Here is a 24,770-nt window from a genome sequence, read left to right as displayed (position 1 = left end):
CCTCCACGGGACCGCGAGTCGCGGCTCATCCGTCACCGGTGCTCGCTTGCTGGGTGCGCGGGAGCGGTGGGAGGGGTGTCGCGGGCAGGTTGGCGTGGATCTGCGTCATGGCGTCGAACCAGGTGTGGGCAGGGACGGTGCCGCCGTAGAGGTTGCCGCTCGCGCACAGCCTCGGCGCACCCGTCCCGACACAGACGGGACGGGGGTCGGGGCTGTCGTTGAACGTCTGCACCGCTCCTGCGTGGTCCATCGTCGCGCCGAGGAACGCCGCGGACTTGTACTCCTCGGTGGTGCCGGTCTTGCCGATCATCGGCCGGCTCCACCCGTGCCGCCGGGCCGCCTGGGCGGCGGTGCCGCGGTCCTCGTCGTCGCTCAGCGCCGTGGCCAGGGCGTCGGCCACCGCTTCGGGCACGGCCTGCTCGCACGGTGAGGCCGGGAGGTCCACGACCTGCCCGTGCCGGTCGACCACCTCGACGAGCGGTGTCGGTTCGCACCAGGTGCCACCGCTGACGATCGTGGCGGCGACGTTGGCCAGTTCCAGGGTGCTCGACGGGGCCGGGCCGAGGGTGAAGGAGGCGTTCTGCCGGCCGGTGAAGAACTCCGCCTGGTCGACCCGCAGCTCAGGTCGCGGCGAGTTCGGGTCCGGCGCGTCACCGGCGATATTGCTTGCCAGGGTACGGCGCATGCCCAGCCTTCGGGCCACGTCGACCACCGCGTCCAGGCCGACCCGTTCCTCCAGGATCACGAAGGCGGTGTTGGGTGAGGTGGCCAGGGCCTGGCGCAGCGTCATGCGCGGCGGGTAGTCGTCGTTGTGATTGCGCAGGCAGTACCAGCGCGTGTCCGGCTCACCCGTGGACGGACAACCCTGCGCACCGCCCTTGAACACCCGGGATGTGTAGGAGGTGGGCGAGTCGACGACCGAGTCGGGGCCATAGCCGTGCTCCAGGGCAGCGGCGGCGGTGAAGACCTTGAAGACCGAACCCGCGCCGAACGTGTTGGACACCCCGGACGGCAGGTCGAGCATGGTCTGGAACTGCGCGGCGTCTGGGCCGTGGTCGCGGTTGGCCACCAGCGCGGTGACCTCGTGCCGCTCCCGGCCGGGCTCGACCACGGCCATCGTGTTGGCGACACCGGAGGTGTCGCGAGGGACCTGCACCCGCACCGCCCGTTCAACGGCGGCGCTGACCTCCCGGTCCAGGGTGGTGCGGACGGTGTAGCCGCCGGTCTTCAACCGCTCCGGGTCGAGCCCCTTGGCGAGCAGGTGGTCGATCACGTAGGAGCAGAAGAAGCCGAGTCCCGGGTCGGCGCCCACGCACCCGTTGGGCAGGGGCCGCACCGGGGTTCGCACGCCCAGCGGTTCCCGCTTGGCTTGCTCCGCCACCTCCGGAACCAGCATGCGGTACCGCGCCATGAGGTCGATGACGACGTTGCGGCGTTGCAGGGCCGCCTCGGGGTGGTGCTCGGGGTTCAGCGCCGCCGGGCTGTTGACCAAGGCGGCCAGCAGTGCGGCCTGCGGCACGGTCAGGCGGTCCGGTGTGGTGCCGAAGTAGGTCCGGGCCGCCGCCGCGACGCCGTAGGTCCCGGCCCCGAACGGCACCGTGTTGAGGTAACGGGTCAGGATCTCGTCCTTGGACAGGCGCCTCTCCAAGGCCACGGCCGTGCGGATCTCCCGCAACTTGCGCTCGGGTGTGCGCATCCGGGCCCGCGCTTGGCGCAGGGGGTCGTGCCGCGCCTCCACGTGGATCAAGTGGTTCTTGACGTACTGCTGGGTCAGCGTCGACGCACCCTGCACCACGCCACCCGAGGCGTAGTTGCGCAGCGCGGCCCGCACGGTCGCCACCCAGTCCACACCGTGGTGCTCGTAGAACCGGTGGTCCTCCACGGCCACGACGGCGTCCTTCATCGCCGGGGAGATTTCGTCAGAGGCCACCAACACGCGGTACTGGTCGTAGAGGTGGGCGAACGGCTCGCCGTCGGCGTCGACCAAGGTCGTCACCGTCGGCGGTTCGACGTCGGCGGGCAACGCGACCGGGCCCGTGATGTGATCACCAGTCCGAGCGAGCAGCACCCCCGCCCCACCCACGACCGGGAACAGCACCCCGGCCAACAGCACACCCGCCACCAAGCACAGACCCACAAGACGCGTCATCGTTCCCCTCTTCACCGACGCACCCGGCGGGGCCGCGCACGACGCCGCTCCCACCGGGACGGCCTCGCCCGCATCGGGCTGCGCGAGCACGACCGCTCCACCGACACCGCCACACCGGCCAGCGACAGCACGACCACAACCAGGCCGACCACGACCTGGTTGGCCACCACCGAGCTGCCGGAGCCGTGGCCGAGCACGAACGGCGAAGCCACCTCCCACACGCCGAGCAGCGCGGTCGTCCCGCTCGACCACGACGCGGCCCGGGGCACCGCCGCGCCGGTGATCGCGACGATCGCAACCACGGCGCCGACCACACCGTCGTTGATCACCGCACCGCCGTCCGGGTACTCCAGGACCGAGGGCGCGAGCACCAGCCACACCCCTGCGGCCGCCACCACCGCACCTGGTCCCGGTGCGCCCCGGCGGGCGGTCAACCGCGCGGCGCGCTGGTAGTCCGGTTCACCGCTCGGGTATCGGCCCATGACGTCACCCGACCGCATCCGCCGCCGGCCGCACGGCCGCCGCAGGGCTTCCGCATATCGCCATCGGACCCGCCTCCTGCACCGCGCTGTCACTGCTCGTCATGGTCAGCCGGGTTCCCGGGCCACCGGGCAGGAACCTTGCGGCCACCTTGCGGCTGCCGGAACCGCCGGTCATGCCTCATCGGGTCGGCGCGGTTCGCGCTTCGTCGACGGCGAACGGCGTTCCCTGCTGGCAGGTCGTGGCCTGGCCGGGGCGGACCGTACCTTCCACGACGACCTCCGCACCCGCCCGGAGGACCTCCTCGTCGCCACCGAGCAACAGGAACTGGCCGCGGTCGGTGGACAGCACCAGGCACCCGGGCTCCACGCCGTCCACCACCCGGCCACGCAGCACCGTCGCGGGCCGGGTCGATGACGTCGCCGGTGTGGTACCGGTTGTCGGGGACGGGCCGGGGGTGCAGGTGGCCGGTGGCGACACGTCACCGTCCCCGCCCGTCTTCACCGGCACGTCCAACGTCGTCTGCCCAGCCTCGGCGAAGGTGAAGGTCAGCGGGACAGTGGTGCCCGCAGGCACCTCGCGGGTGAAGTCGACGATCCGCAGGTGGTGGGCCGTGTCGACGCCGCCAGGCTCGGGTGCCGCAGCACCTCCGGCGGGCAGGCGGATGTGGTCGACCCGTTCGCTCGTGCCGTCGCAGTCGCGGTCGGCCATCAACTCGACCCGGGCCGCGCTGTCGGTGCGCACGCCGAGCAGCCAGTCCGGCCGGTCGGCCCCGGTGAGCAGCGTCAGCCTCACCACGGCGTCGTCACCGGGCCACCACGAGCCGTCCGCCGGCGCTTCGACCACCGCGTTGTGCAGCACCACCTCGCCCACTCGCCCGTCGGTGCCCGTCGTACCGCTCCCCGACTCCTCCCGGGGTTGCGCACAGCCCACCACTACGACCAGGACCGCTCCCAACAACGCCGGTGTTCGCAAACCGTCCATGTCCGGCGGCTACCCGGTGACCACCCCGACCGGAACGCCGTGCGCCCGCCGTCAGCCGATCGCAAGGTCCTTGCCCGTCCGGCGGTGCGCGGTGCCGGTAGCCGGCACTCCCCCACCGTTCCTGCCGACGACGTTCCCTCGACAGCGGAGCGGAACCTTGCGCTGAGGTTGCGAACGCGCCGCTCCCCCCGGTCCGGGCCAACCGTGGACGGTGACGAGCGACGACCCGAACACGCCCGACTCCCGCCGCATAGCGCGCAGGCTCAGATCGGCCGGCCTGACCGGGGCCTCGGTACTGGTGCTGCTGGTGCTGCTGGTACTGGGCCGGCTGGCGCTGCGGCTGGTGGCCTGCTCAGCGCGGTGGTGATCCCGTCGCCGTGGCCCTGCTGCTCACCGCGCTGCTGCACCCGCTGGTGGACCGACTGCACCGCGCGGGCCTGCCGCGGTGGCCGGCCGTCGCCGTGGTCGTGGTCGGCGCGCTGTCCCTGCTGGGGTGGACGACCTCACCGACTGGCTGCGGGGCACGCCGAGTCCCCGGCCGCCGACGCGGGGGGCGACCGCCTTGTTCGCCAATGGACCGGTCGCCGCGCTGATCGTCGCGGGCGTGGCGATCTTGGTGCAGCAGCTGGGGGCAACGTCTTCCAGCCGCTGCTGCTGGGCAGGGTAGTGCGCCTGCACCCGCTCTCCGTCGTGCTCGCCGTGGCCGTCGACGGCGTGCTCGCAGGCATCACCGGTGCCCTGTTCGCGGTGCCGCTGGTGCTGGCGGCCAGGTCGTTCCTCACCGACCCCTCCACAGACGCCCGGCTCCGACACGCCGTGACGCCGCGCCGGACGTGTGCCGTCGGGCACACGGGGTAGGCGTGGGGCATGTTCTTCGACTCCTGGGACGGGCTGCTGCGCGTAGTTGTCGTCGGCGTGTGCGCCTACGCGGCGCTAGTGGCGCTGGTGCGCCTGTCGGGCAAGCGGACGCTGGCCAAGATGAACGCCTTCGACATGGTGGTGACGGTCGCGCTGGGCTCGACCCTGGCCACCGTGCTGCTCACCTCCGACGTGGCGCTGGCCGAGGGCGTGCTGGCGCTGGCGCTGCTGATCTGCGCGCAGTTCGCCGTCGCCTGGACCTCGGTGCGGTTGGGACTGGTCCGCCGGGCGGTGAAGTCCACCCCCACTCTGCTGGTGTGGCAGGGGCGGTTGCGCGACCGGGCGCTGCGCGACCAGCGCGTCAGCCGCGCGGAAGTGCTCCAAGCGGTCCGCGCCCAAGGCCAAGGCGCGCTCGACCAGGTCGCCGCAGTCGTCCTGGAGACCGACGGCACCTTCAGCGTCATCCCCCTGAACTCGGCCGGGGACCTCGACGCGCTCGACAACGTGCCCGACGTGCCGCGCGACTGATCCACGCACGGCGCGACCGCTTCGCTCAGCGCTCTGCTTCACCGCCCGCAGGGAGTTCACCACGGCCACGACGATGCCGGCTCCCGCTCCCGTCGTCCCGGCCACGTCCCCCAGCCCAACGCCGTGCTCGTCGGCTACCTGCCTCGCCCCCCTGGGCACCGTGTCGGCCGGCGACCGTCGGGCGACCGCGATTGCGCGAGGCCCGTGTCCTGAGGGCCCCGGGGTGGACCGACGTCATTCGGAATCGGTCGCGGCTGTCTCGGGTGAGAGCACCGCGACCGGGCAAGGTGCCTCGTCGACCAGCTGGTGGCTGACCGAGCCGAGCAACGCCCGACGCACCACCCCCTTGCCGTGGTTGCCGACCACCAGGAGCGCTGCTCTGGCGGACGCGGCCAGCAGGGCATCCACTGGCGAGCCCACCGCGTTGACGACCTCCCCCACTACTCCGGGGTGCCGTCGGACGCACTCGGCCAACGCGATCCCCACGGCGCCGCGGTCCTCGTGCGGCACGGCGTGCACGCTGGTCTCCACCGGCTGCATCGTCATCGCCGCCGCACCGGTCGCGTGCACCACGACCACCTCTCCGCCCTGCCGGGCGGCGAACTCGAACGCGAACCGCAACGCCCGAGCCCCGGCCGCGGAGTCGTCGACACCGGCCACCACCGATCCACCGGCACGGTCGTCGACGGCGATCCCGTCGCGGACGACCACCAGTGGCCACGGGCAGGTCCGGGTCAGCCGCTCGGCGGTGGAGCCCGACAGCAGCCGGAGGAACCCGCCACCATCCGAGTGGCCGACCACGACGAACGCCGCCCGGTCGGCGACCCGGGCAAGCACCTCCGCCGGGTCACCCGGCAGGATCTCGGTGCGCACCGCGACTCCGGTCGCCTCGCGGCACCGCTCGGCGAGCCCTTCCACCGCGTCCCGGGTCCGCTGCGCCACCGGATCCTCGACTGTGTCCACCGGGACGCGCAGGCCAAGCGGTTGACCAGGCGGCCACCGCACCACGTGCACCAGCACCAGCCCACACCCCAGGATCGCAGCCTGCCGGGCCGCCCACCGGGCCGCACGCTCCGACACCCCGGTGTCGTCGACACCCACCACCACATCACCGTTCAACACCGCCGACCACTCCTTCCCGACTCCTCGTGCGTCGGTCGAGGGCTACCCGCAAGTGCCGCCCGGTCGCGGAGTCGCAACACACCGCCAGGAGAGCGCAAGGGCGCACGACCCGCTTCCGTGAGCGGGTACCGGTCACCCGGTGCGGCCCACCTGAATACGGCACCCATCGCCGCTACCACGCCGCTGAGCTGGGGTGGGTGAACCGGCCACCCCGTCGTGGCCGTGACGCCGCGTCGCCGGGCATCGTGGCCGGCGTGCGGGCCCGGCGAACCGGTTTTGCGGCAAAACCCTTCGTGCCGACGTGACCGGAGGCAGTCACGGACGGGCCGCCGAGCGCGACTGAAGGGCTCGACACCACGCTCGGGGATCACGCGGTCGGTGGGTCGGTTTTGACGTGCGGCCCGCCGGCGACCGCTACGGCTCAGGCGCGGCGCCGGGACGGCCGTGGTCCCGGGACGAGACCCAGGGCGATCATGCCGACGGCGAGGCCGAGGTGCAGCCAGTCTGCACGGGTGGCGGGTGGCATGTTCGACGCGGGTCATGTCGCCCCCTGGTGTTCTCGGTACGAGGTTGTCGATCGGAGGTGGATGGCGTCATCGGCACCCACCCCTGGGTCTGGTGCCCCGGGTCCGTCGCCGCCGAGGAGAAGTCGACGGGCAGCCACGTGGTTCCCCCGTCAGAGGTGAGCAGGAGTCGGGCGGTAGCCCATCCCGGGCCGCCGCGCACCAGCGCGCCGTGGCCGGGGTTGGTGAACAGCGGCTCGCGCAGCGGTGGCCCACCCAGCACCAGGGGCGACGACCATCGCGTACCGTGCTCCCGACCCAGGTGCAGCCATGCCGCGCCACGCCCCACTGCGGTCACGGCCACAGCGGACGGTGACACGGCGGCCAAGCCGGTGGTGATACCGGCTCGTGGGGCTTCACCGAGCGAGCGGAACGCCGCACCGGCTTGGGAGACCTTCAGCATTTTGGTCATGCGTCCCATGCCCGGATCGCTGCTGCACAGGGCGAACAGCGACGATCCAGTGGCCGCCAGCTCGGTTGCGGCGCCCATCGGGCACGGCGGGGCCGTCGACACCCAGCGGTGTCCGACCTCGACCCAGTGCCGGTTGACCCGGTGCACCGCGGCGAGCACCACGTGGAGACCGTCGGCCGCGACCGCGACCTCACCGTCAGCCGCACCGGGCACCCGCACACCGGGTGCCGGGGTGAACCGGGCGACATCCGGTGACGCGGTGTGCAACCGGGTCTGCGACGAGCCCACCACCACGGCGTACAACCGGTCCGGTTCGGCGACGACGGCGCCGAACCGGACCGGCGGCACGGCACCCTCGACGGCCGCCGCCTGCCAGGTGTGACCACCGTCGTGCGTGACGTGCAGCCGCGTTCCGTCGGTGAGCACACCGACCGATGGGTTCGCGAAGGCGATCCGAACGGCCTCACCGGCACGTACCGCGAGTTCGGGCACGGTGGTACGCCACCACGAACGACCACCGTCGACCGTGCGCGCCAGCACCGGGCACGATCGCGATCCGCAGGGCGCGGCACCCACCACCCAGCCCGACGACGGGCTCGTCCACGCGGTGGCGGCCGGCGCGAACCTGTCCGGGACATCGCGGCTCGTCACCGCGTCCGCCCGAGGCACGAACACGAGTACCGAGCACGCGAGCAGGGTCACGGACAAGGCCTGGACACGTCGGCGGACAACCGCCTTCCTCCGCGACACCGTTTTCCCGCGCCGGGCCGGTCGCCGCTGGGCGGCCGATCCTGGAAGCAGGGCGGGAGCGCTGTGACGGGCGACTGCGCCGACTTTCCTCATACCGCCCGGCTACCCCGGGATGTGCACCGCAGGACCGTGCAGTGGTGTCTCGTCAGGCAACCGCAAGGTGCTCCGCGCGGGCATCGACGCCGGTACCGCAGGACAGGAGAACATCACACGACCGGGATGATCGCTGCGGTGGCGAGCTTCGTCCACAACGCGGTCCGGATGGCGGCGATGGCGGCCAGCTGCCCGATCTCCTCGAAACTAGGCGCCACCGCTGTGCGAAGGATGTCAACGGCCAACTGGAACTCCAGCCCCAGGACGAAGAACCGGCCCAGTGACAAGCGCACCGGGGTGAACACCGCGGCGTCACAATGCCGGATCCCGTCGACGACGAACCGGATCGTCGCCCACAGCGCCCCATGACGATGACGCCGGCACCGGCCGCCTCGACCAACCCGACCAGGGCGTCGATCACGGCACGTAGCGTTCCTCATCCATGTTCCACCTCCGACTCTCCGAGCTCGATCAGGAGCGGGGTCACGGATCGGACACAGGCCCGTGGTCGCTCGGCGATCGCGGTTTTCCATCCGCACAGCCGGGCACGCCTGACACGTCGATCGGTGAACCCCTGCCTGTGGGAGGTACGGCGTGAACGACAACAGGGGCAAGCGGCGGCGTGCGGCCGCCAAGACGGTCGCCGGGGCGCGTCGTGCGCACGGCGAGCGGAAAGCGGTGCTCATCGGTGTGGTCGTCGTCGCGGTGCTCGCGCTCGTCGTCGTGGGCGGGGTGCTGCTGGTCGGCTCGTCCCGGGACGGGGAGCTGGCTGCCCCGCCGGGCGTGACCGGCATCGACGCGCCCGTGAAGCGTCAGGGCGGCACGGTCGTCGTCGGCGGTGACGCACCGACGACCATCGACGTCTACGAGGACTTCCTGTGCCCGGCGTGCGGCCGGTTCGAGCAGACCCACGGCCCTCGGATCAAGCAGGAAATCGAAGAGGGCGAACTACGGGTTCGGTATCACCTGCTGCCCATGCTCGTACGTCTCTCGCGGCCCGAGGGGTACTCGTTGGACGCGGCCAACGCGGCGCTCTGCGCGGCCGATCAGGACCGGTTCTGGCAGTACCACCAGGCGTTGTTTGCCGTGCAACCGCGCGAGGGCGGCCCGGGCCACATCGACGAGGAGTTGGTCGACCTCGGTACCGAGCTGGGTATCAGCGGGGACTTCGCGCGGTGCGTGCGCAACGGCACCCATGATGACGAGGCCCGTGCCGAACTCGCCCGACTCCAGGACACCGACTTCTTCACCGGGACACCAGCCGTAACCGTCGACGGCGAACCGGTCGACCTGTCCGACCGGGACTGGCTCGACGAGGTTCTCGCTGCCGAGCGGGGAACCGCGGGTCGCGGGTCGACCGGCGGTTGAGCAGAGCACATCTCATGGTCGACCGGACCCGCACCAGCAGACGACTATGTCGACGCTCCATCGGGCCCTCGCGCCGCCTTCCGGCGCTGGTAGGTCGTCACCGCGCTCGCCACGGCCACCACCAGGATCAGCACGCCCACGGCGACGTCGTTGCCCGTCGCCCGCATCGCGTACGCCCGCACCGCGTAGTCGAGCACGAACGGCGACACCACCAGCCAGGCACCGAGTGCGGCGTTGACCAGGCTCAACCAGGGCAAGTGCTCCGGTGCCAGTACGCGGACCAGGGCGAGCAGCGCGACCATCCCGCCGACGACCAGGTCGTTCCAGTAGGCGCCCAGCCCTTCCGGGTGCGGGGCGTAGTCCAGGATGACCGGTGCCAGCAGCAGCCACACCCCAGCCAGGAAAACCACGGCGCTGGCGGCACGCGCACCCGGCGGTGTCCAGCGTGGCGTGGCCGACGGTGCCCCGTACGGGTAGCCGAACCCGTAACCCGAGGTTCCTCTTCGGGCAATCGTGCCGCGCTTTTCCCGCGGAATCGCGGAATCGTTGCCACGGTCACGCCCCGTGTGCGCATGCCACCGGATCATCGCCGGCCTCCTCGGAGAGTTGTGTTCATTGTGGCCCATGCGTTGCCGCGATCCCGGCACGCAAACGCGGCCGGAAGCGGAAGCGTTGCGTCGTAGTGGTTTCGCAACCGGATGGAGCCTTGGGTTAAGGGCGGGCTTTGTTCCGGTCACGGCTCGGACACGACATGAGCCGGTGCCACGACAGCGGTCCCGTCCGGGGCACCCCTCAACGATCCGCGGGGCATCCGCTTGCGGAGAATTCTGTGGGAAGGAACTCGGCTGTGCACTCAACGTCGTCGGGTGCGGTGGTACGAGCGGAACGCTTCGCGCTGCGCAGCGCGACCGGCCTGGCCGAGTTGGCGCTCTTCGGCGTGGGCTTCGGCCTGCTGCTGGTCCTGGTGCGCACCCACTGGCCACCGCTACAACGACTGGACGGGGCCGTGACCGACCGGCTCAACAGCGCGGTCGCCGGCAACGACGTCGTCGTGAACGCGCTGAACGCGGTGACCGCCCTGGGTGGGACGGCGATGCTGGCGTGGCTGGTGACCGTGGGCACGGCCTGGCTGCTCATCCGGCGCCAGCCCCTGCTCGCCGTCTACGCCGTGGTCACCGCACTGGGTGCACTCGCGCTCAACTCGGTAGTCAAGGAACTGGTCGAGCGGCTGCGCCCGGTGGTCAACGCGCCGGTCGCGGCAGCTCCGGGCCTGAGTTTTCCCAGCGGTCATGCGATGGGTTCGCTGGTGTCCTACGGGGTGTTGCTGTTGATCTTCCTGCCGGTGCTGCCCCGCGCAGGGCGCCGGCCGGCGATCGCGGTCGTGGCGCTGGTGGTGGCGGCCATCGGCTTCACCCGTATGGCGCTGGGGGTGCACTACCTCACCGACGTCGTGGCCGGGTGGCTGCTCGGTTTGGTGTGGCTGGTGATCACCACGGTTGCGTTTCGCCGCTGGGGACTGTCCGCGCCGCACCGCGGCCCCGCGTTGAGCGAGGGTTTGGCGCCCGAGGCGGCTGCCGCGCTCGAACCGGCGTCGCGCACCCACGCGCACGTCCTGCCGCACCCCTGGCGGGGAGTGGCCGAACTGCTCACCGCGTGGGTGGCGCTCCTGGGTCTGCTCTTCGGCGTGGGTCGGCTGGTCACCGCGGGGACTCCCGACCGGCCGGCGCTGGACTGGGACCGGGACCTGACGCAGTGGGTCGTCGAACACCGCGGCCCCCTACTGGACACCGTCAGCGGAATCGCTGGCCGCTTCGGCAGCACCCACTGGGTGCTCACCGCAGCCCTGGTGATCGGCCCGCTCTGGCTCGCCCTGACCCGTGACTGGCGTCCCGTGCTGTTCCTGGTCGTGGTCATGGCCGGCGAGATCACGCTGTTCCTGGCGGCCTCGTCAGCGGTCGGCCGGGCCCGTCCGGACGTCGTGCAGCTCACCCCCGACCTGCCGCCCACTTCCAGCTTCCCCTCCGGGCACGTCGCCGCCGCCTGCGCTCTGTACACCGCCGCTGCGCTCCTGGTGGTCACCGGGACGCGCCGTTGGTGGCGGTGGCTCGCCGCGGCCGCGGCGGTCGTGGTGATCGTCGCGGTGGCCGCTGCCCGGGTGTACTACGGCGTGCACCACCCCACCGACGTTCTGGGCAGCCTGGTGCTGGCGCTGTCCTGGGTCGCGGTGTGCTGGTGGGTCGTCAAGCCGCACGGCGACGACCCAGGGGTCGAACCGGATGTCAAGGCGGCCCCGGAAGGCCGGTGAGGTCGTCAGCGGGGCGGGTCGGCGGACCGCGACTTCGCGTAGAGCTTGCGGCCCAGGGTGGCGGTGAGGCCGTAGACGGCCGTGTGGGCCGCCACGGCGAGCGTCCCGGCGGCGAACAGGCGCGGGTCGATCGCCCCTTCGTGGACGCTGTGGGCGAGGTAGAACAGGGCGCTGACGCCGATGGGACCGAACCAGCCCGCGAACAGCGCGTCACGGCGAGCGAGACGCAGGGGGCGGGCCAGCACGAGAATGAACGGCAGGCGCCGCACCAGCAGGATCGCGATGACGAAGACTATTGCCGCCGGACCGAAGGCGATCCAATCCCGCCAGGGCAGCACCGCGCCGAACACGAGGAACAGCGGCAGCACCGCATAGCGGTTCACCGCCTCGTCCACGGCGTCCTGCGGGCCGCGGTCGCTCTCGGCGACCATCCGGTTGTAGGCGAGGCCCGCCACGAACACCGCCAGCACGCCGCCGGTCCCGGCCAAGCGCGCGATGCCCAGGACAGAGACGGCGAGCAGCAGCGGGAACACCAGCTTCGGCCCTTCCTCCAGGTCCCGGTGCCGGGTGGCCGCGCGTAGCGCCCACCCGGCGGCCAGTCCTGCGAGCAGACCGATCACCACGCCACCGGCCACCTCCCACGCCACCTTCCCGAACGCGTCACCGAGGTGGGTCGCGGGTAGCACGACCGCCAGGGCGATGCCGACCAGGGGCAACGCCAACCCGTCGTTCGCGCCGCTCTCGCCGGTCAGCAGGGCGCGGATGCGGCCAGGCAGGTCCCGCTCGGCCGGTTCGCCGGTGATCACAGAGGCGGCCAGGACGGGGTCGGTCGGACACAGGCACGCGCCGACCAGCGCGGCGAGCGCGAGTGGCAGACCCAGCAGAAGAGCCGCTGCGCCGGCTGCGAGCGCCGCCAACGGCATCACGACGACGAGCAGCAGCACCAAGGGACGCACCAACGCGGACAACGCGGTGGTCGGGAAGCGCAGCGCGGCGGTCATCACCGAGCCGGCCAAGAGCAGTCGCGCTCCTTCCAGCAGCAGCGTGTCGCGCAGTTCCGGCTCGAGCTCGAGCAGGCCCAGCAGTTGTGGCCCGAGGACGATGCCGAGCAGCAGGGCGGCCAGCGGCCCGCTGAACGGCAGCCGGTGGATGGCGCGACTGACCAGGGCGAGAACCGCGGCCGCGAGACCGCCCACGGCGCACACCAAGTAGAGGCGCTCCACGTCGGCATCACCGTCCGTTGGTCACTGTCGTCACGCTCTCGCGGTCACACGATGATGACCGGTGACAATGATCTCGGCGATTCGAGCGCGGCCCTCCGACTCCTCACCGCAGGTCGTGCGGGAGTCGACTCCCCGCGGAGATCCGGCAGCCGGTGCGACGCGGTACCACCGTCGACAGCGGCCTCGACGCGGCCACCGCGCCGGAATCGGGCCTTGCGCTGTGCTTGCGTTCCCGGCTTCGCCCGTGCTCGGCGTGCCCACGGGGGTAGTCCGAAGAGGGACACTCTTCGATCCCGCACTGTCCTGCGCCGTCGTCGAGCCGAAGTCCTGGCTGGATCTGTCCACACGCACTTCTTGACTGTCATGCACGAGGAGCATCAGAGCTGAGCGCTCCTGCCACCGCCAGAAAGGAACGACATGGGTATGCAGCCAGACCGCGTACCATCCGCCGTCCGCATCCGAGCAGGAACGCACAGAGTGGCCGTGCGCTACACGGACTCCCCCGACCGCTCGCGCACACCGGTGCTGCTGGTCCACGGGATGGTGGCGTCCACGCGCTACCTGGCGCCCACCATGGCCCGGCTCGCCCGAGATCGCGCAGTGGTCGCACCCGACCTGCCCGGCGTCGGGAACACCCCGCGGTCGGGTCCGCCGGCCTCCATGTACGACGATGCCGAGGTGCTGGGCGGGGTCCTGGCCGCCGGAGCCGGCCCTGCCTTCGTGGTCGCCCATTCGGGCGGGTGCCACAGCGCCACCGAGCTGGCCCTTCGGAACCCTGACCTCATCCGGTACCTCGTCCTGGTGAGCCCTCCGCAGAACCGGCGGGCACCTTCGGCGATCATCGCCCGGTGGACGTGGGCGATGGCGCACGAACCTCCTTCCCTGGTTCGCGATCTTCTGCGGGAAGGGCTGCGGTGCGGACCGCGCATGGTGTGGGCTGCTTTCCGCGACCTGTGCACCTATCGACTGGAAGCGGCGTTGCCCCAGGTCCGGTGCCCGGTCCTCGTCGTGCGTGGCACCAAGGACCCGCTGCTCTCCCGAACCTGGGCGGCGCACCTGGCCGGTCTGGCCCGCGACGGGCGACACGTGGAGGTTCGCGGTGGCCACAGCCTGCCCTATACCGCACCGGAGCACCTCGTCGAGACAGTCTCGGGGGCCGTGTCCGACCTGGACCGAACCCTTCACGGTCGTGGGACCGCACGCTCTCTGGAGCAGAGTTCTCCGAATGTTCCCTGACCACGAGGGTGACACCGCGCCAACCAACGCCGTGTCACCCCGGCGACCTGCCGCGGTCCGCTGTGGTAATTCAAGTCGAGCTCATGACGTCGGCCATGGCCAAGCCAGTTCGCCGACGGCAGGGATGGTGCCGGCGTGGTGGACGCCCAACGGCCCGAGCGCCGGTCAGCGCGTCGGACCGGCGCCGCGCGCGAGGTGATCGACCAACAGGAACTCCTCCTGCTCGAAGTCGTCGTAGCGGGCAGCGTCGACCAGGCCGTAGCGTTCCGCGTAATCGTCGTAGGAGAACGTCGCGATCGTGCCGGTGACGGTGATCTCGCCCTCGACGTCCAGCAGCGATCGCGCCTCCAGCGGCACCAGCACCAACACCGAGTCGTCGCCGTACGCAGCCGCGTTGATCACCGCAGCGCTCGCGGCCGGCTCGTCGATCACCGTCGCGGTGATCGTCACCTGCTCACCCAAGTGCGCTTCGCCGGCGAAGTAGTTCACCTGCCCGACCTCCGCAGAAGGCGTCACGTCGTCGGAAGCAGGAAGGTCGTCCGGGGCCTCCCCATGATCGCCACCGCAACCGGTGACGACGGCCGCCGCGGTCATCGCGATCACGGCCGCGCGCAGCGGGTTCCTCGAACGGTCCTCAACGGATCGAGCGCACACGTGCTCCTCCATGTCGACATCCCGACGCACCGTCCACACTGCCTGTGCTCGTCGCCGATCGGGTTCCCGTGCACCGACGCGAGAACCTTGCGAACACCTTGCGACAGGTTCCACACGGGTTCACCCGGCGGAGGCCAGGTCATCCGCAGGGCAGCGCAGTGCACGCGACGACCACGGAGAACGAAGCGCCTGGCAACGACGCCAGCACTACGGGAACTCAGACGAGGGACACCCGGGATGGACGCCGGTCTACGTCGTCCGGATGCCCCACGGGTTCACCTTCGGCCCGACCCTGGACCCCGCGCACCGCAGCGACGTGCCGGACGCCCTCTACGTGTCACTGGTCGCCGTCGCCACCCTCGGTTTTCGGCGACATCGTGCCCACCTCGCCCGTCCTGCGCCTCGCCGCGTGCTGTTCGACCTCGTCGGTGCCGTCGCGCAAGTCAGGGTCGACTTGACCCGATACGGGGTGACCTACTACTTCCGCGACCGTGACGACGCCGCTGCCCTGTCCGGGAAGCTCGGCTTCGCCGTCAGCCTGACCCGCGACGCGGCGTCGTCGGCCGATCCGGCTGTCCGGTTCGCGGGCGCGGCACTCGGCGGGGCCCTCGACGACCTGGCCGAAACCTCCGTCGGCGCTTCCTGCTGGTCGGTGAGTCCACGGATGCGGTGTTGCGCGCCTACGACGAACGGTAGTACTCCACCGGGTGAGCGGAGATCGGCTCAAGCGCTCGGGGTCACCGCAGGTCGGCCGTTGTGATGTCAGGGGACAGCACCGCCACGGGGCACGGAGCGCTGCCGACCAGCTCGTGGCTGACCGACCCCAGCAGCGCCCGGCGCACGGCGCCCTTGCCGTGGCTGCCCACCACCAGCATTGCTGCGTTGGCGGAGGCAGCGAGCAGTGCTTCCACCGGCGGGCCGAAGACGTCGACCAGCCGGTGCGACACACCCGGGTACCGCCTCGCGCACTCTGCCAGTTCGCTGCCCACCGGCCCCCACTCCTCGCGCAACGCGGCCTCCTCACGCGTCTGCACCGGCTCGGTCATCGCGGTCGTCCTCTCGCTCGACGCGTGCACGACCACGACCTCGGCGCCGTGCCGGGCGGCGAACCCGAACGCGAACCGCAGCGCCTGGCCACTCACCGGAGAGCCGTCCACGCCGACCACCACCGGCCCGCCGTCGCGTACCTCGTCGACAGTGGCCTCGTCGCGGACGACCACGACCGGCCACGGGCACGACCTCGTCAACCGCTGCGCGGTGGAGCCCAGCAGGAACTCGGCCACCCCGCCTTGTTCGGAGTGCCCGACCACCGCGAAGGCCACCCGGTCCGCGGCCAGGACCACCGCGTCCACGGGGTCGCCTGACACGATGTCGCTGTCCACTTCGGCACCGGTGACCTCCCGGCACCGCTCGGCGAGGCCGTCGAGCATGTCCCGGGCCCATCGCCGCATCGGCTCCTCGGTAAGACCAGGCTCGACCACACCCATGCCGACAGGCGCGTGCAGGTGCGCCTGCGTGTACATCGGCCACCGCATCCCGTACACCAGCACCAGCGGCTTGCCGAAGACGACCGCCTGCCGGGCCGCCCACAGCGCCGCGCGCTCGGACGGTCCGGTCCCGTCGACACCGGCCACCACCGCATTGTCCTTGGTCACGTCCACGCTTCTCCTCCAACTCCAGCAGCAACGAGCACCGCAGAGACTCACCCCGCACTCGCCGCCGTCGAACACGAACAACTTGTCACCGAACTCCCGCGCGAGAACCGCTGCCCGGTGGTTCACACCGGCCACATCGGCATCCGCCCGCCCTGGTCCGGCCCGCTGCCCTGGTCGAGGGTCGACCACAGCAGCATCAAGGAGCCGGCGACCGCGCCACCGGCGCCCAGCACCGTGGTGACCGGGCTGTCCACCAGGAACCCGGCGAGCAGCACCAGCCCTCCGAGGGCGGTCAACGCCATCCACCGGGCGGGTCGCCGCACCGGGGAGACGGTGCCCAGAGCCGCAGCCAGCGCGGGGTCCTCCGCGGTCAGCTCACGCTCGATCTCGGTCAGTGCTCGTTCGTCGTCGTGGCCGGCCTTCCTGTCCACGTGGTGTCACCTCCGTTCCCCGAATCGGCCCGTCGGACCGCCCGTCAGCTGCTCGGCGTGGCCGACTCCGCGGTGACGTCGTCGGCGGCGAGGAACTCCTCGTCGGCGTAAACGTCGAACAGCGCGGACTCAGCCAGGCCGTAATCGTCGGCGTAGTCGTCGTAGGAGAATTGCCTGACCGTGCCGGTGGCAGTCACCGACTGGCCCTCGGCGAACTCACGCTCGCCGCCCTTGAACAGCACCAGCAGGCTGTCGTCGCCGTAGGCCTCCGCGTCGAGCACGACCGAGCCCTCGGTCAGGTCCTGCACCACCGGCACGGTGATCGTGACCTTCTCGCCGACGTGGTCAGCTCCCGCGAAGTACTGCGTCCGGGCGGATGAAGTCGTCGTCTCCCCGGTCATCGTCTCCTCAGTCGTGGTGGCCGCTCCGCCATCGGCGATGGGGTTGTCGTCGTCGACCCCGCACCCGGTCAGCCCAGTGGCAAGAGCCAGCACTGCGCTCACCGCGACCACCTTGTCCGCACGTCGAATCATGATCGAAAGCTCCTGTCATCCGTTGCCGCGCTTGCGTTTCGTCCCCTTTCCGGTTTCCCGCGGGCAGGTCCCGGAACCTTGCGGCGAGCTTGCGTCCGGCGGCCGAGTGCTGGGACGTGGTCAGCCGGCGGTTCCGGTGACCGTGAGGCCGTGCAGCAGGACCGCCCGACCGATGTCGCTCGGCGAGACGATGCCCACCAAGTGCCCCTGTTCGAACACCATCGCCCGCTCCGGTCGCCCCACCGGGGCCACAGCACGGCCTGCCACAGCCGGCCGCCGTTCAGCGGTGCGACCGGCACCGGGTCAACCCCGACGAGCAGGGCACCCCAGTGCACCCGCACGCGAACACCACACAACCGTCCAATGTCGACCATCGTCCGCACCGACCGGCCACCACCACTCTCAGCGCTCGCGCGCCGCGATCTGCACTGACAGCTCCTGCCGTTGTCCATCCCGCACGACGACCAAGTCGACCTGTTCTCCCGGCTCGGTGCGGCGCAGCGCGCCGAGCACGTCCTCCACCTCGCGCACCTGTTGCCCGGCCAGCTCCACGACCACGTCGCCGGCCCGCACACCGGCGTCAGCAGCCGGGCCTCCATCATCCAGGCGGAGCACGAGGACTCCCTCGTCGGCGGTCACGCCGAACCGCTCCCGGATGTCGTCGGTCAACCGCCCCAGTGACACGCCCAGGTAGGGGTGGGTGGCGGAGCCGTCGTCCAGCAGCTGCTCGGCCACGTCGACCGCCGTGGCCGCCGGGATGGCGAAGCCCAGCGACACCGCGCCCGCGGCCGGCGGGATGTAGGCCTCGTTGATGCCGACCACCCGGCCCTCGGTGTCCAGCAGCGCGCCGCCGGAGTTTCCCGGCGAGATCGGGGCGTCGGTCTGGATCAGGTCCACCAGCGCCCGGGTCTGCGCCGCCGAGCCGGGGATCTCCCGGTGCAGCCCGGAGACGATGCCGGCGGTCACGGTGTTCTCGAAGCCCAGCGGGCTGCCCAGCGCCAGCACCGGATCACCCGGTCGGGGAAGGTCCTCCCGGTACTCGGGCACCGGGAGGTCCTTGCGCTCGGTGCGCACGACCGCCAGATCGGTGACCACGTCGGTGGCAAGCACCTCGCCCGATGACTGCTGCCCGTCGGCGTACTCGACCACGACGTCCTGTTGCTCGCCGACGACGTGCTGGTTGGTCACCACCACGTCGGAGCGGAAGACCACGCCGCTGCCCAGCCCGCCGTCGGTGCGGATGGTCACCACGTGCGGCGCGGTGCGTTCCACCAGGTCGGCGTAGGACGTCCCGGTCGCGGCGGGCGGGGCGCTGCTCGGCTGCGCGACGGTGCCGGTGGGTCCGGCGGTGCACGCGGCAGCGGTCACAACGGCCGTCGTGAGGAGCGCCGTACGAAGGACTTTCATGTCATTGGCTCCAGGTCGTCGTCGGGCAGTGGGTGGGCGGCATGTCGCCGTCGTCTTCGGTTTCGACCAGTGCGTCCACCGTGATCTCGCCGGCGTCCTCGAAGATGAACGTCAGGGGGACGGTGGTGCCCGCGCGGACCTCCTCGGAGAAGTCCACTACGTGCAGCTGGTAGGCCGGGTCCACGCTGCCGGGTCTGTCCACGGCGCGATCGGCGGGCACGGCGACGCGTGGCACGGTCTCGGCGGTGCCGTCGCAGTCAGTGTCGGAACGCAACTCGACCTGGTCCGCGCTCCGCGTGCGCACGCCGAGCAGGGCGTCCGGCCGGTCTGAGCGGCTGAACATCGCCAGTCGGACCACGGCGTCCTCGCCGCGCTGATAGGCGCCGTCACCGGGTGCCCGCACGAACACGTTCCGCAGCACCACGTCGCCGACCTCGGCGTTGGCGCCCACGGTGCCGTTCCCGTGCACCTGCTGCGGCTCACCGCACGACGTCGACACCACGACCGCCGCGAACGCGACCATGCTCAGAGTGCCGATCCTGTTCATGCCTTCCGGCTACCCGAGGCTCGTACAGCGGAGCACGCGGCGGCCGGTCGTCAGGCGATTGCAAGGTCGACCGTTCCGGACGGCGGGCACCCTCAGACGTAGGAGCAGACATGCGGATTACCGACGATCAGGCCAGGCATTCGGCAACGAAGTTGATCTCACGACTGGACGAGCGAGGCGTTCCAGGTGGCTCGTTGTACGTTGCTGCGGACCGCCGCCCCGACCAGGTCCACGGCGTGGTCGGGGCGGCGGTGACCGCGATGCTCGCTGTGCGTTGGCAGTGGCATCCCTGCACGCGCGATGAGGCCGATGGCAACACACCGACGCGAAGTCCTCTCACGGCAGGAGGTCGAGTGAACAGGGAAGTGTCGTCAGCGGTTCGTCAGATCACCATCGTGCGGCCGGGGCACCCCAGAGTTGGGAAACCGATCGACCTCCAGGAGCGCGACATGAGGATCGTCCTCGTCCGACCCGACCGGTACTGCCTGACCGCGGTCGGCAAGCTGACTACGGAGTTCAAGGGTGTGCTGCCCAGAAGGGTCGTCACGGACACCGTACTGAGGGCTCGCCGGGACTTGGAGGGCAGGATCGTCCACGAAGCCGTCGACGTGGTGTTGCAAAGCCTGGCACGGCACCGCTTGGACCGGCTGCGTACCGAGGTATGACGATGACACCACGACTGTCGGTCGCACCTGAAGACAACCTTGCGATTCCGGCCTCGTTGAGCCACATTCTGACGATCTCCTTGCGGAGCGACGCCGATCCGTCTGCGAACGAGGGTCGCGACCTAGTCTCGATGATGACCGGACCCGGACGATGGAAAAGGGGACAGATCGTGCTCGACATCGACACCACGGCCGTGCAGGCCATCGACGAACTGACCACCGCCACCGGTGTGGGACGTCAGGGCGGTTTGCGGATCTCGGCGACAACCCAGCCCCACGACCAGGACTTCGACCTGTCGATCGAGCCGCATCCCGAGGTCGACGACGTGATCGTCGCGCACGGCGACGCCCGGGTCTTCCTCGACCCTCTCGCCGCGCAGGCGTTGGCGGACAAGGTGCTCGACGTGCGCCGCCGCTACGCCGGGCGCGTCCACTTCGGCGTCTACCCCCAGGCGTGAGGGGATCCCCGTGCTGGACATCACCCACGCGGCCGGCGCAGTGATCAGCGAGTTGGCTCCGACTGCGGGCGAAAGGCGTGGCAGCCTGCGGATCGGCTGGTCGGAGCGGGACGGGCGGAGGTCGATCACCCTGACTGTCGCCGCCCGCCCCGCGGCGCAGGACGAGGTGATCACCGCGCCGACCGGCGGCCGGATCTTCCTCGCACCACCCGCAGCGAAATATCTTCGTGACAAGCTGCTGGACGTCCGCATGGACGTCGACGGCCGCTACCGCTTCGCGGTCAACCACAAGCACTGACGCACGGCGAACCCGGTGAGCGACCTTGCGATCAGCTTGCACCTCGCGGGCGAAAGGCCCCGCCGGGCGGCGGACCCGGCCCCGCGGGCCGAGAATGAGGTGATGACCCTCTCCGTGCTGCTGGTCGAGGACGACGAGCACATCAGGCAGGCTCTCGGACTCGCGCTCGACGACGAGGGCTTCACCGTCACCGACGCCGTCTCCGGTGAGGACGCGCTGGCGCTGCTGAAGACCGCGACGTTCGACGTGGTGCTGCTGGACCTGATGCTGCCCGGCGTGGACGGCCTGGAGGTCTGCCGCACTCTGCGATCCCAGGGCGACCTGCCCATCATCATCGTCACCGCCCGCACCGACGCGAGCGACGTCATCGCCGGACTGGAAGCCGGCGCCGACGACTACGTCACCAAACCCCTGATGGCCAGCGTGCTGGCCGCCCGCATCCGCGCCCTGCTGCGCCGCACCGGCCGCCACGACGACGTCCTCGGACTCGGTGAGCTCGAGATCCAGCCGCAGACAAGCACGGTGCTGCGCGCGGGCGAGGAGGTCCACCTCACCCGCACCGAGTTCCGGCTGCTGGTGGAACTCGCCTCGGCCGAGGGCCGGGTGGTCAGCCGCGAACAACTGCTGCAGCGCGTCTGGGGCTACGACTACTTCGGCGACACCCGCCTGCTCGACGTCCACATCCGCCGCCTACGCCGCAAGGTCGAACCAAATCCCGACGACCCCGAACTGATCCTCACCGTGCGCGGGGTCGGCTACCGGGCGGTCACCTGATGCCCCGGCTGTCGCTGCGCTGGCGGGTCGCGGTGGTACTGGGCATCGGCTCGCTGCTGCTCACCAGCGCGCTCGCGATACTGGTGTGGAACCTCACCTCCGGTTACATGCTGCGCCAGCGCGAGCAGAGCGCCACCCGCCAAGCAGAGGTCAACGCCCGCCTCGTCGACCAGGCACTGTCCACCGGCTCCGACGGACTCGAGGACCTGCTGACCGGCCTCACCACCGGGCCCGACTCCACCGTGCTGCTCTACCGCCCTGGACAGGTGCTGACCAGCGGCCGGCAAGTCGACCCCCAGGTCCTACCCGACGAATTGGTGGAACTGGGCCGCCACGACACACCGGCTTCCCAGCGGCTCGTCGTAGACGGCGTCCCCGTGCTGGCGGTCAGCCTGCCGATCAGCTCCACTGACGGCGCCTACGTCGAACTCGCGCCCCTGGTGCAGCTGGACCAGACGTTCCGGTTCCTGAGCGTCCTGCTGATCACCGGCGTCGTGGTCAGCGGCCTGCTCGGCGTCGCACTGGGCTCATGGGCCAGCAGACGTGCCCTGCGACCCCTGACCGCGCTGACCGCCGCCGCCTCGCGCATCGCCGGCGGCGACCTCAAGGCCAGGCTACCCACGCAGACCGACCCGGACCTGGCGCACCTGGCGACCACGTTCAACACTACCGCCGACGCCCTGGAGCAGCGAGTACTACGTGACGCCCGGTTCGCAGGCGACGTCAGCCACGAGCTGCGCTCACCGCTGACCACCATGGTCAACGCCGCCGCGGTCCTGCGTCGCCGCCGCGCCGAGATCCCCGGCACCGCCGGCCGCGCCCTGGACCTGCTCACCTCCGAGGTCGACCGGTTCGCCGACATGGTGGTCGACCTGCTGGAAATCTCCCGCGCCGACCAGCAGGCCGACAACACAGACCTCGAGACCATCGACCTCGCCTCACTCGTCGACAACGTCCTCGACTCCCACCCCGGCACCGAGGTCCCCGTCCGCACCCAACCACCCGGCCCCCAAGTCCTGGGAGACCGCCGCCGCCTCGACCGGGTGGTGAACAACCTGCTCGACAACGCCGAACGCCACGCAGGCGGCGCGGTGCGCGTCGCGGTCCTCAGCCGGGACGGCCACGCCAGACTGGAGGTCGACGACACCGGACCGGGTGTGCCGCCCGAGCTGCGCGACCGCATCTTCAACCGCTTCGACCGCGGCGACCGCGCCGGCAGCCGCGGCACCGACACCGGCAGCGGCCTGGGTCTGGCCCTCGTCGCCCAGCACGTCCAACGCCACGGCGGCTCGGTGTGGGTCGAGGACCGTCCCGGCGGTGGCGCCCGCTTCATCGTGGAGATCCCGGAGGCACGTCCGTGAAAATGTCCGCCCTCCTGCTCGCCGCGTGCTCCGTGTCCGCCCTTCTGCTGCTGTCCGCCTGCGGCGTCACCACGCAGAATGAACCACGACCGTTGACCACTCCCACGGTGACCCCGGCGACCACCCCGACAGTCACCCAGCGACCCGACTCCACGACCTCCGCCACGTCGACCACCAGCACCACCACGGAGTCGGCACCACTGTCCACGCAGGACGGCCCGCAGCCCGGGTGAAGTCGATTCCGCAGGTGCCGGGGCTACTCGGACCGTGCGGCGGTCAGCTGATGGTGGCCAACAGGTCCCGGCAAGCGGCCTCGCACGCGCGGCACGCCTCGGCGCAGATCCGGCAGTGCTCGTGCATCTCCGCGTGCGACCCGCACTCGTCACCACACGACTTGCACACCGTCACACACGCCTCCAGCAGCGCCCGGCTGATGTTCGCGTCGTACCCCGTGTGCCGGGACAGCACCCGCGCGGTCGTACCGCAGATGTCCGCGCAGTCCATGTTCGTGCGCACGCACTTGGTCAACTCCGCGACCGACTCCTCGCTCAGGCAGGCGTCCGCGCACGCCGTACACGCCTCCGCGCACGCGATCAGCGCGTCGATCGTCGCGGCCAGCTTCGCCCGGTCCAGGTTGATCTCGGCGGGGTACGTTTCCAGCATCGGCATCGTCGTCGTCATGTCGCCCTTCCTCCGTAGATCCGACTCCGCCCCTGCGGTTACCCGGCACCAGACCCCACAACCTTGCGATGGTCTTGCGGAGGAGAAGCAGGCGCCGGCGAACCGGTCACGGCGGGCAGTGGGTGCAGCTGTGGGGTCCGATCGCGCGGTCCCGGCCTTGCCAACCCGTGCCGGTCGCCTCCGACCACAAGACAATCCAGGGCACGCTCGTGTCACCGTCGTAGGCACGGCCACAGCTGTCACAGATCAGGAGTGTGGAGACGGGGCCCTGCGTGCTGGGGATGGCGGTCACGATCGAGGAACGGAATCGCCGGGAGCCCGGTGACCGGGCGTGCGCAGATCCGCACCACGACGTGCCACGGACGGCAGCGTTCCCACGGACGTCAACAGCGTTCCCCTCTCCGCATGCCGATGGCGGCCGCACATCGTCGTGCGGCCTGTCCGATCGTGACAGCGTTCGGCGACGATGGACCTGACGCTTGGCTTACGATCAGCTCGGGGAGCAACGGCTCTCGGACACGGGCGACGTCACAACGCCTGCTCCTCCTTGCCGGCGGAGGTGCGGGTGGAGGTGCCGCTGGGCTGGTGGGCGGTGTTGAACAGGCCTTCCATGCTGAACGCCTGCGGGATGTCGCCCATGTGGCGGCCGGTTGTGGTGTCGTGCTCCTCGCTGAGCAGGCCGACGTCGTTGCGCAGGTCGAGCAGCCGTTCGAGCAGTTCCCGAGCCTCGTCGACCCGGCCGGTGCCGTGAAGGGCGTCGGCCAGCCAGAAGGTGCAGCACGCGCGGGTTCTCCCACGGCAGGAACCCGACCCTGGGGATGAGCAACAGCGCGGTGTCCAGTCCGACCCAGGCCATGACCTGGAGTGCACGAAGTGCCGGCGCGGGCCGCGCACCTCCCACAGGCCGTTGTCCCGGGGCCTCCCAGTGGCCCTCCAGGTAGTCCAGCAGCTCCCGTTGCAGGTCCCACGCGGTGTCGCTGGTGTGCAGCCCTGCCTCGCGGGTCAGGTGCAGGCCGTCGAGCACCTCACCCCACACGTCGAGCTGGAACTGGTCGGCCGCGGCGTTGCCCACCCGAACGGGTGACGGGCCCTCGTAGCCGGTCAACCAGGGCGGGGTCTGCTCGGGCAGCCGCCTGTGGCCGTCGATGCCGTACATGATCTGCAGCTTCGCCGGATCGCCTACCACCGCCCTCACGTGCCACTCGCGCCGAGCGCGGGCCTCGGCGCGCGTGTTT

The 24,770-nt window shown here is 71.0% G+C and carries 28 protein-coding genes and 1 pseudogene; 12 read left to right on the top strand and 17 right to left on the bottom strand.

The window, feature by feature from the left end:
- Positions 1 to 25: 25 nt before the first annotated feature.
- The 3 genes from B0I31_RS06330 to B0I31_RS06320 all read right to left on the bottom strand — a co-directional run bounded on the left by B0I31_RS06330 (position 26) and on the right by B0I31_RS06320 (position 3,613).
- Entirely contained in the window at positions 26 to 2,149 is a 2,124-nt protein-coding gene (locus B0I31_RS06330) for a transglycosylase domain-containing protein (RefSeq protein ID WP_106614698.1), read from the bottom strand.
- Between the two features lie 11 nt (positions 2,150 to 2,160).
- Positions 2,161 to 2,631, bottom strand: a complete 471-nt coding sequence (locus B0I31_RS06325; RefSeq protein WP_181320022.1) for an SPW repeat domain-containing protein — start codon at positions 2,629 to 2,631, stop codon at positions 2,161 to 2,163.
- Positions 2,632 to 2,809: 178 nt separating this feature from the next.
- Positions 2,810 to 3,613 (bottom strand): copper chaperone PCu(A)C, encoded by an 804-nt coding sequence (locus B0I31_RS06320; protein WP_146173764.1) that lies wholly within the window; start codon positions 3,611 to 3,613, stop codon positions 2,810 to 2,812.
- Positions 3,614 to 3,824: 211 nt separating this feature from the next.
- Between B0I31_RS06320 and B0I31_RS40415 the strand changes: the two genes are divergently transcribed.
- The 3 genes from B0I31_RS40415 to B0I31_RS06310 all read left to right on the top strand — a co-directional run bounded on the left by B0I31_RS40415 (position 3,825) and on the right by B0I31_RS06310 (position 4,999).
- Positions 3,825 to 3,980 carry a hypothetical protein gene (locus tag B0I31_RS40415; protein WP_181320021.1) on the top strand — a complete coding sequence of 52 codons (156 nt, stop codon included), beginning with the start codon at positions 3,825 to 3,827 and terminating at the stop codon, positions 3,978 to 3,980.
- A gap of 299 nt (positions 3,981 to 4,279) precedes the next feature.
- On the top strand, positions 4,280 to 4,471 hold the full coding sequence (locus B0I31_RS42485; RefSeq protein WP_219910608.1) for an AI-2E family transporter: 192 nt from the start codon (positions 4,280 to 4,282) through the stop codon (positions 4,469 to 4,471).
- 9 nt (positions 4,472 to 4,480) lie between these two features.
- Positions 4,481 to 4,999, top strand: a complete 519-nt coding sequence (locus B0I31_RS06310) for a DUF421 domain-containing protein (protein WP_106614356.1) — start codon at positions 4,481 to 4,483, stop codon at positions 4,997 to 4,999.
- A gap of 234 nt (positions 5,000 to 5,233) precedes the next feature.
- Here B0I31_RS06310 and B0I31_RS06305 read toward each other — a convergent pair whose 3' ends face one another.
- The 3 genes from B0I31_RS06305 to B0I31_RS06295 form a co-directional block, all read right to left on the bottom strand.
- Positions 5,234 to 6,121 (bottom strand): universal stress protein, encoded by an 888-nt coding sequence (locus B0I31_RS06305; protein ID WP_106614355.1) that lies wholly within the window; start codon positions 6,119 to 6,121, stop codon positions 5,234 to 5,236.
- A gap of 471 nt (positions 6,122 to 6,592) precedes the next feature.
- Positions 6,593 to 7,798 carry a WD40/YVTN/BNR-like repeat-containing protein gene (locus B0I31_RS06300; RefSeq protein WP_146173763.1) on the bottom strand — a complete coding sequence of 402 codons (1,206 nt, stop codon included), beginning with the start codon at positions 7,796 to 7,798 and terminating at the stop codon, positions 6,593 to 6,595.
- Between the two features lie 254 nt (positions 7,799 to 8,052).
- Complete coding sequence (locus B0I31_RS06295) at positions 8,053 to 8,379, bottom strand: DUF1622 domain-containing protein (RefSeq protein ID WP_219910607.1); 327 nt, start codon at positions 8,377 to 8,379, stop codon at positions 8,053 to 8,055.
- Positions 8,380 to 8,533: 154 nt separating this feature from the next.
- Here B0I31_RS06295 and B0I31_RS06290 point away from each other — a divergent pair, with 154 nt between their 5' ends.
- Complete coding sequence (locus tag B0I31_RS06290; RefSeq protein WP_106614353.1) at positions 8,534 to 9,307, top strand: DsbA family protein; 774 nt, start codon at positions 8,534 to 8,536, stop codon at positions 9,305 to 9,307.
- 44 nt (positions 9,308 to 9,351) lie between these two features.
- On the opposite strand, the gene B0I31_RS40410 is transcribed toward B0I31_RS06290, so the two are convergent.
- The gene (locus B0I31_RS40410; RefSeq protein WP_181320020.1) at positions 9,352 to 9,717 is read right to left on the bottom strand and encodes an SPW repeat domain-containing protein; all 366 of its coding nucleotides are present in this window, start codon (positions 9,715 to 9,717) and stop codon (positions 9,352 to 9,354) included.
- A gap of 437 nt (positions 9,718 to 10,154) precedes the next feature.
- Between B0I31_RS40410 and B0I31_RS06280 the strand changes: the two genes are divergently transcribed.
- Positions 10,155 to 11,612, top strand: a complete 1,458-nt coding sequence (locus B0I31_RS06280) for a phosphatase PAP2 family protein (RefSeq protein ID WP_219910606.1) — start codon at positions 10,155 to 10,157, stop codon at positions 11,610 to 11,612.
- Between the two features lie 5 nt (positions 11,613 to 11,617).
- Here B0I31_RS06280 and B0I31_RS06275 read toward each other — a convergent pair whose 3' ends face one another.
- Positions 11,618 to 12,835, bottom strand: a complete 1,218-nt coding sequence (locus B0I31_RS06275; protein ID WP_106614350.1) for a cation:proton antiporter domain-containing protein — start codon at positions 12,833 to 12,835, stop codon at positions 11,618 to 11,620.
- A gap of 477 nt (positions 12,836 to 13,312) precedes the next feature.
- On the opposite strand from B0I31_RS06275, the gene B0I31_RS06270 reads away from it, so the two are divergent.
- Complete coding sequence (locus tag B0I31_RS06270) at positions 13,313 to 14,071, top strand: alpha/beta fold hydrolase (RefSeq protein WP_181320019.1); 759 nt, start codon at positions 13,313 to 13,315, stop codon at positions 14,069 to 14,071.
- A gap of 165 nt (positions 14,072 to 14,236) precedes the next feature.
- On the opposite strand, the gene B0I31_RS39935 is transcribed toward B0I31_RS06270, so the two are convergent.
- Positions 14,237 to 14,737, bottom strand: coding sequence for a hypothetical protein (locus B0I31_RS39935; protein ID WP_146173762.1), 501 nt, complete (start codon positions 14,735 to 14,737; stop codon positions 14,237 to 14,239).
- A gap of 250 nt (positions 14,738 to 14,987) precedes the next feature.
- Here B0I31_RS39935 and B0I31_RS06260 point away from each other — a divergent pair, with 250 nt between their 5' ends.
- Complete coding sequence (locus tag B0I31_RS06260) at positions 14,988 to 15,485, top strand: hypothetical protein (RefSeq protein WP_106614347.1); 498 nt, start codon at positions 14,988 to 14,990, stop codon at positions 15,483 to 15,485.
- Here the strand turns inward: B0I31_RS06260 and B0I31_RS06255 are convergent.
- The 5 genes from B0I31_RS06255 to B0I31_RS06235 all read right to left on the bottom strand — a co-directional run bounded on the left by B0I31_RS06255 (position 15,463) and on the right by B0I31_RS06235 (position 19,298).
- Positions 15,463 to 16,380 carry a universal stress protein gene (locus B0I31_RS06255; protein WP_181320018.1) on the bottom strand — a complete coding sequence of 306 codons (918 nt, stop codon included), beginning with the start codon at positions 16,378 to 16,380 and terminating at the stop codon, positions 15,463 to 15,465. The genes B0I31_RS06260 and B0I31_RS06255 overlap by 23 nt on opposite strands.
- A gap of 122 nt (positions 16,381 to 16,502) precedes the next feature.
- The gene (locus B0I31_RS06250) at positions 16,503 to 16,811 is read right to left on the bottom strand and encodes a DUF3040 domain-containing protein (protein WP_106614345.1); all 309 of its coding nucleotides are present in this window, start codon (positions 16,809 to 16,811) and stop codon (positions 16,503 to 16,505) included.
- A 44-nt stretch (positions 16,812 to 16,855) separates the two neighbouring features.
- Positions 16,856 to 17,314 carry a hypothetical protein gene (locus B0I31_RS06245; protein WP_146173761.1) on the bottom strand — a complete coding sequence of 153 codons (459 nt, stop codon included), beginning with the start codon at positions 17,312 to 17,314 and terminating at the stop codon, positions 16,856 to 16,858.
- Between the two features lie 432 nt (positions 17,315 to 17,746).
- Positions 17,747 to 18,712, bottom strand: coding sequence for a S1C family serine protease (locus B0I31_RS06240; protein WP_245949717.1), 966 nt, complete (start codon positions 18,710 to 18,712; stop codon positions 17,747 to 17,749).
- Between the two features lie 40 nt (positions 18,713 to 18,752).
- Positions 18,753 to 19,298 (bottom strand): copper chaperone PCu(A)C, encoded by a 546-nt coding sequence (locus B0I31_RS06235; protein WP_106614342.1) that lies wholly within the window; start codon positions 19,296 to 19,298, stop codon positions 18,753 to 18,755.
- A gap of 353 nt (positions 19,299 to 19,651) precedes the next feature.
- Between B0I31_RS06235 and B0I31_RS06230 the strand changes: the two genes are divergently transcribed.
- From B0I31_RS06230 to B0I31_RS06210, 5 genes are all read left to right on the top strand, one after another.
- Positions 19,652 to 19,963: a hypothetical protein gene (locus tag B0I31_RS06230; protein ID WP_245949716.1), complete on the top strand. Its 312-nt coding sequence runs from the start codon at positions 19,652 to 19,654 to the stop codon at positions 19,961 to 19,963.
- 2 nt (positions 19,964 to 19,965) lie between these two features.
- Positions 19,966 to 20,421, top strand: coding sequence for a hypothetical protein (locus tag B0I31_RS39930; protein WP_146173760.1), 456 nt, complete (start codon positions 19,966 to 19,968; stop codon positions 20,419 to 20,421).
- Positions 20,422 to 20,431: 10 nt separating this feature from the next.
- Entirely contained in the window at positions 20,432 to 20,719 is a 288-nt protein-coding gene (locus tag B0I31_RS06220; RefSeq protein ID WP_106614340.1) for a hypothetical protein, read from the top strand.
- 102 nt (positions 20,720 to 20,821) lie between these two features.
- Positions 20,822 to 21,493: a response regulator transcription factor gene (locus B0I31_RS06215; protein ID WP_106614339.1), complete on the top strand. Its 672-nt coding sequence runs from the start codon at positions 20,822 to 20,824 to the stop codon at positions 21,491 to 21,493.
- A complete protein-coding gene (locus B0I31_RS06210; RefSeq protein ID WP_106614338.1) occupies positions 21,493 to 22,854 on the top strand; it encodes a sensor histidine kinase in 1,362 nt (453 codons plus the stop codon). The genes B0I31_RS06215 and B0I31_RS06210 overlap by 1 nt, the downstream gene beginning before the upstream one ends.
- Before the next feature lie 276 nt (positions 22,855 to 23,130).
- On the opposite strand, the gene B0I31_RS06200 is transcribed toward B0I31_RS06210, so the two are convergent.
- The 3 genes and pseudogenes from B0I31_RS06200 to B0I31_RS41565 form a co-directional block, all read right to left on the bottom strand.
- On the bottom strand, positions 23,131 to 23,535 hold the full coding sequence (locus B0I31_RS06200) for a four-helix bundle copper-binding protein (RefSeq protein WP_106614336.1): 405 nt from the start codon (positions 23,533 to 23,535) through the stop codon (positions 23,131 to 23,133).
- A gap of 528 nt (positions 23,536 to 24,063) precedes the next feature.
- The gene (locus B0I31_RS41570; RefSeq protein WP_245949761.1) at positions 24,064 to 24,429 is read right to left on the bottom strand and encodes a hypothetical protein; all 366 of its coding nucleotides are present in this window, start codon (positions 24,427 to 24,429) and stop codon (positions 24,064 to 24,066) included.
- 73 nt (positions 24,430 to 24,502) lie between these two features.
- A pseudogene (locus B0I31_RS41565) lies at positions 24,503 to 24,721 on the bottom strand (glycoside hydrolase family 15 protein); the annotation flags it as partial.
- Positions 24,722 to 24,770: the final 49 nt, after the last annotated feature.

The organism is Saccharothrix carnea (genome assembly GCF_003014735.1).
GTDB classification, from domain to species: Bacteria; Actinomycetota; Actinomycetes; order Mycobacteriales; family Pseudonocardiaceae; genus Actinosynnema; species Actinosynnema carneum.
Note: the sequence above shows the minus strand (reverse complement) of the source record. Positions and strands in the feature narration are given on the sequence as shown.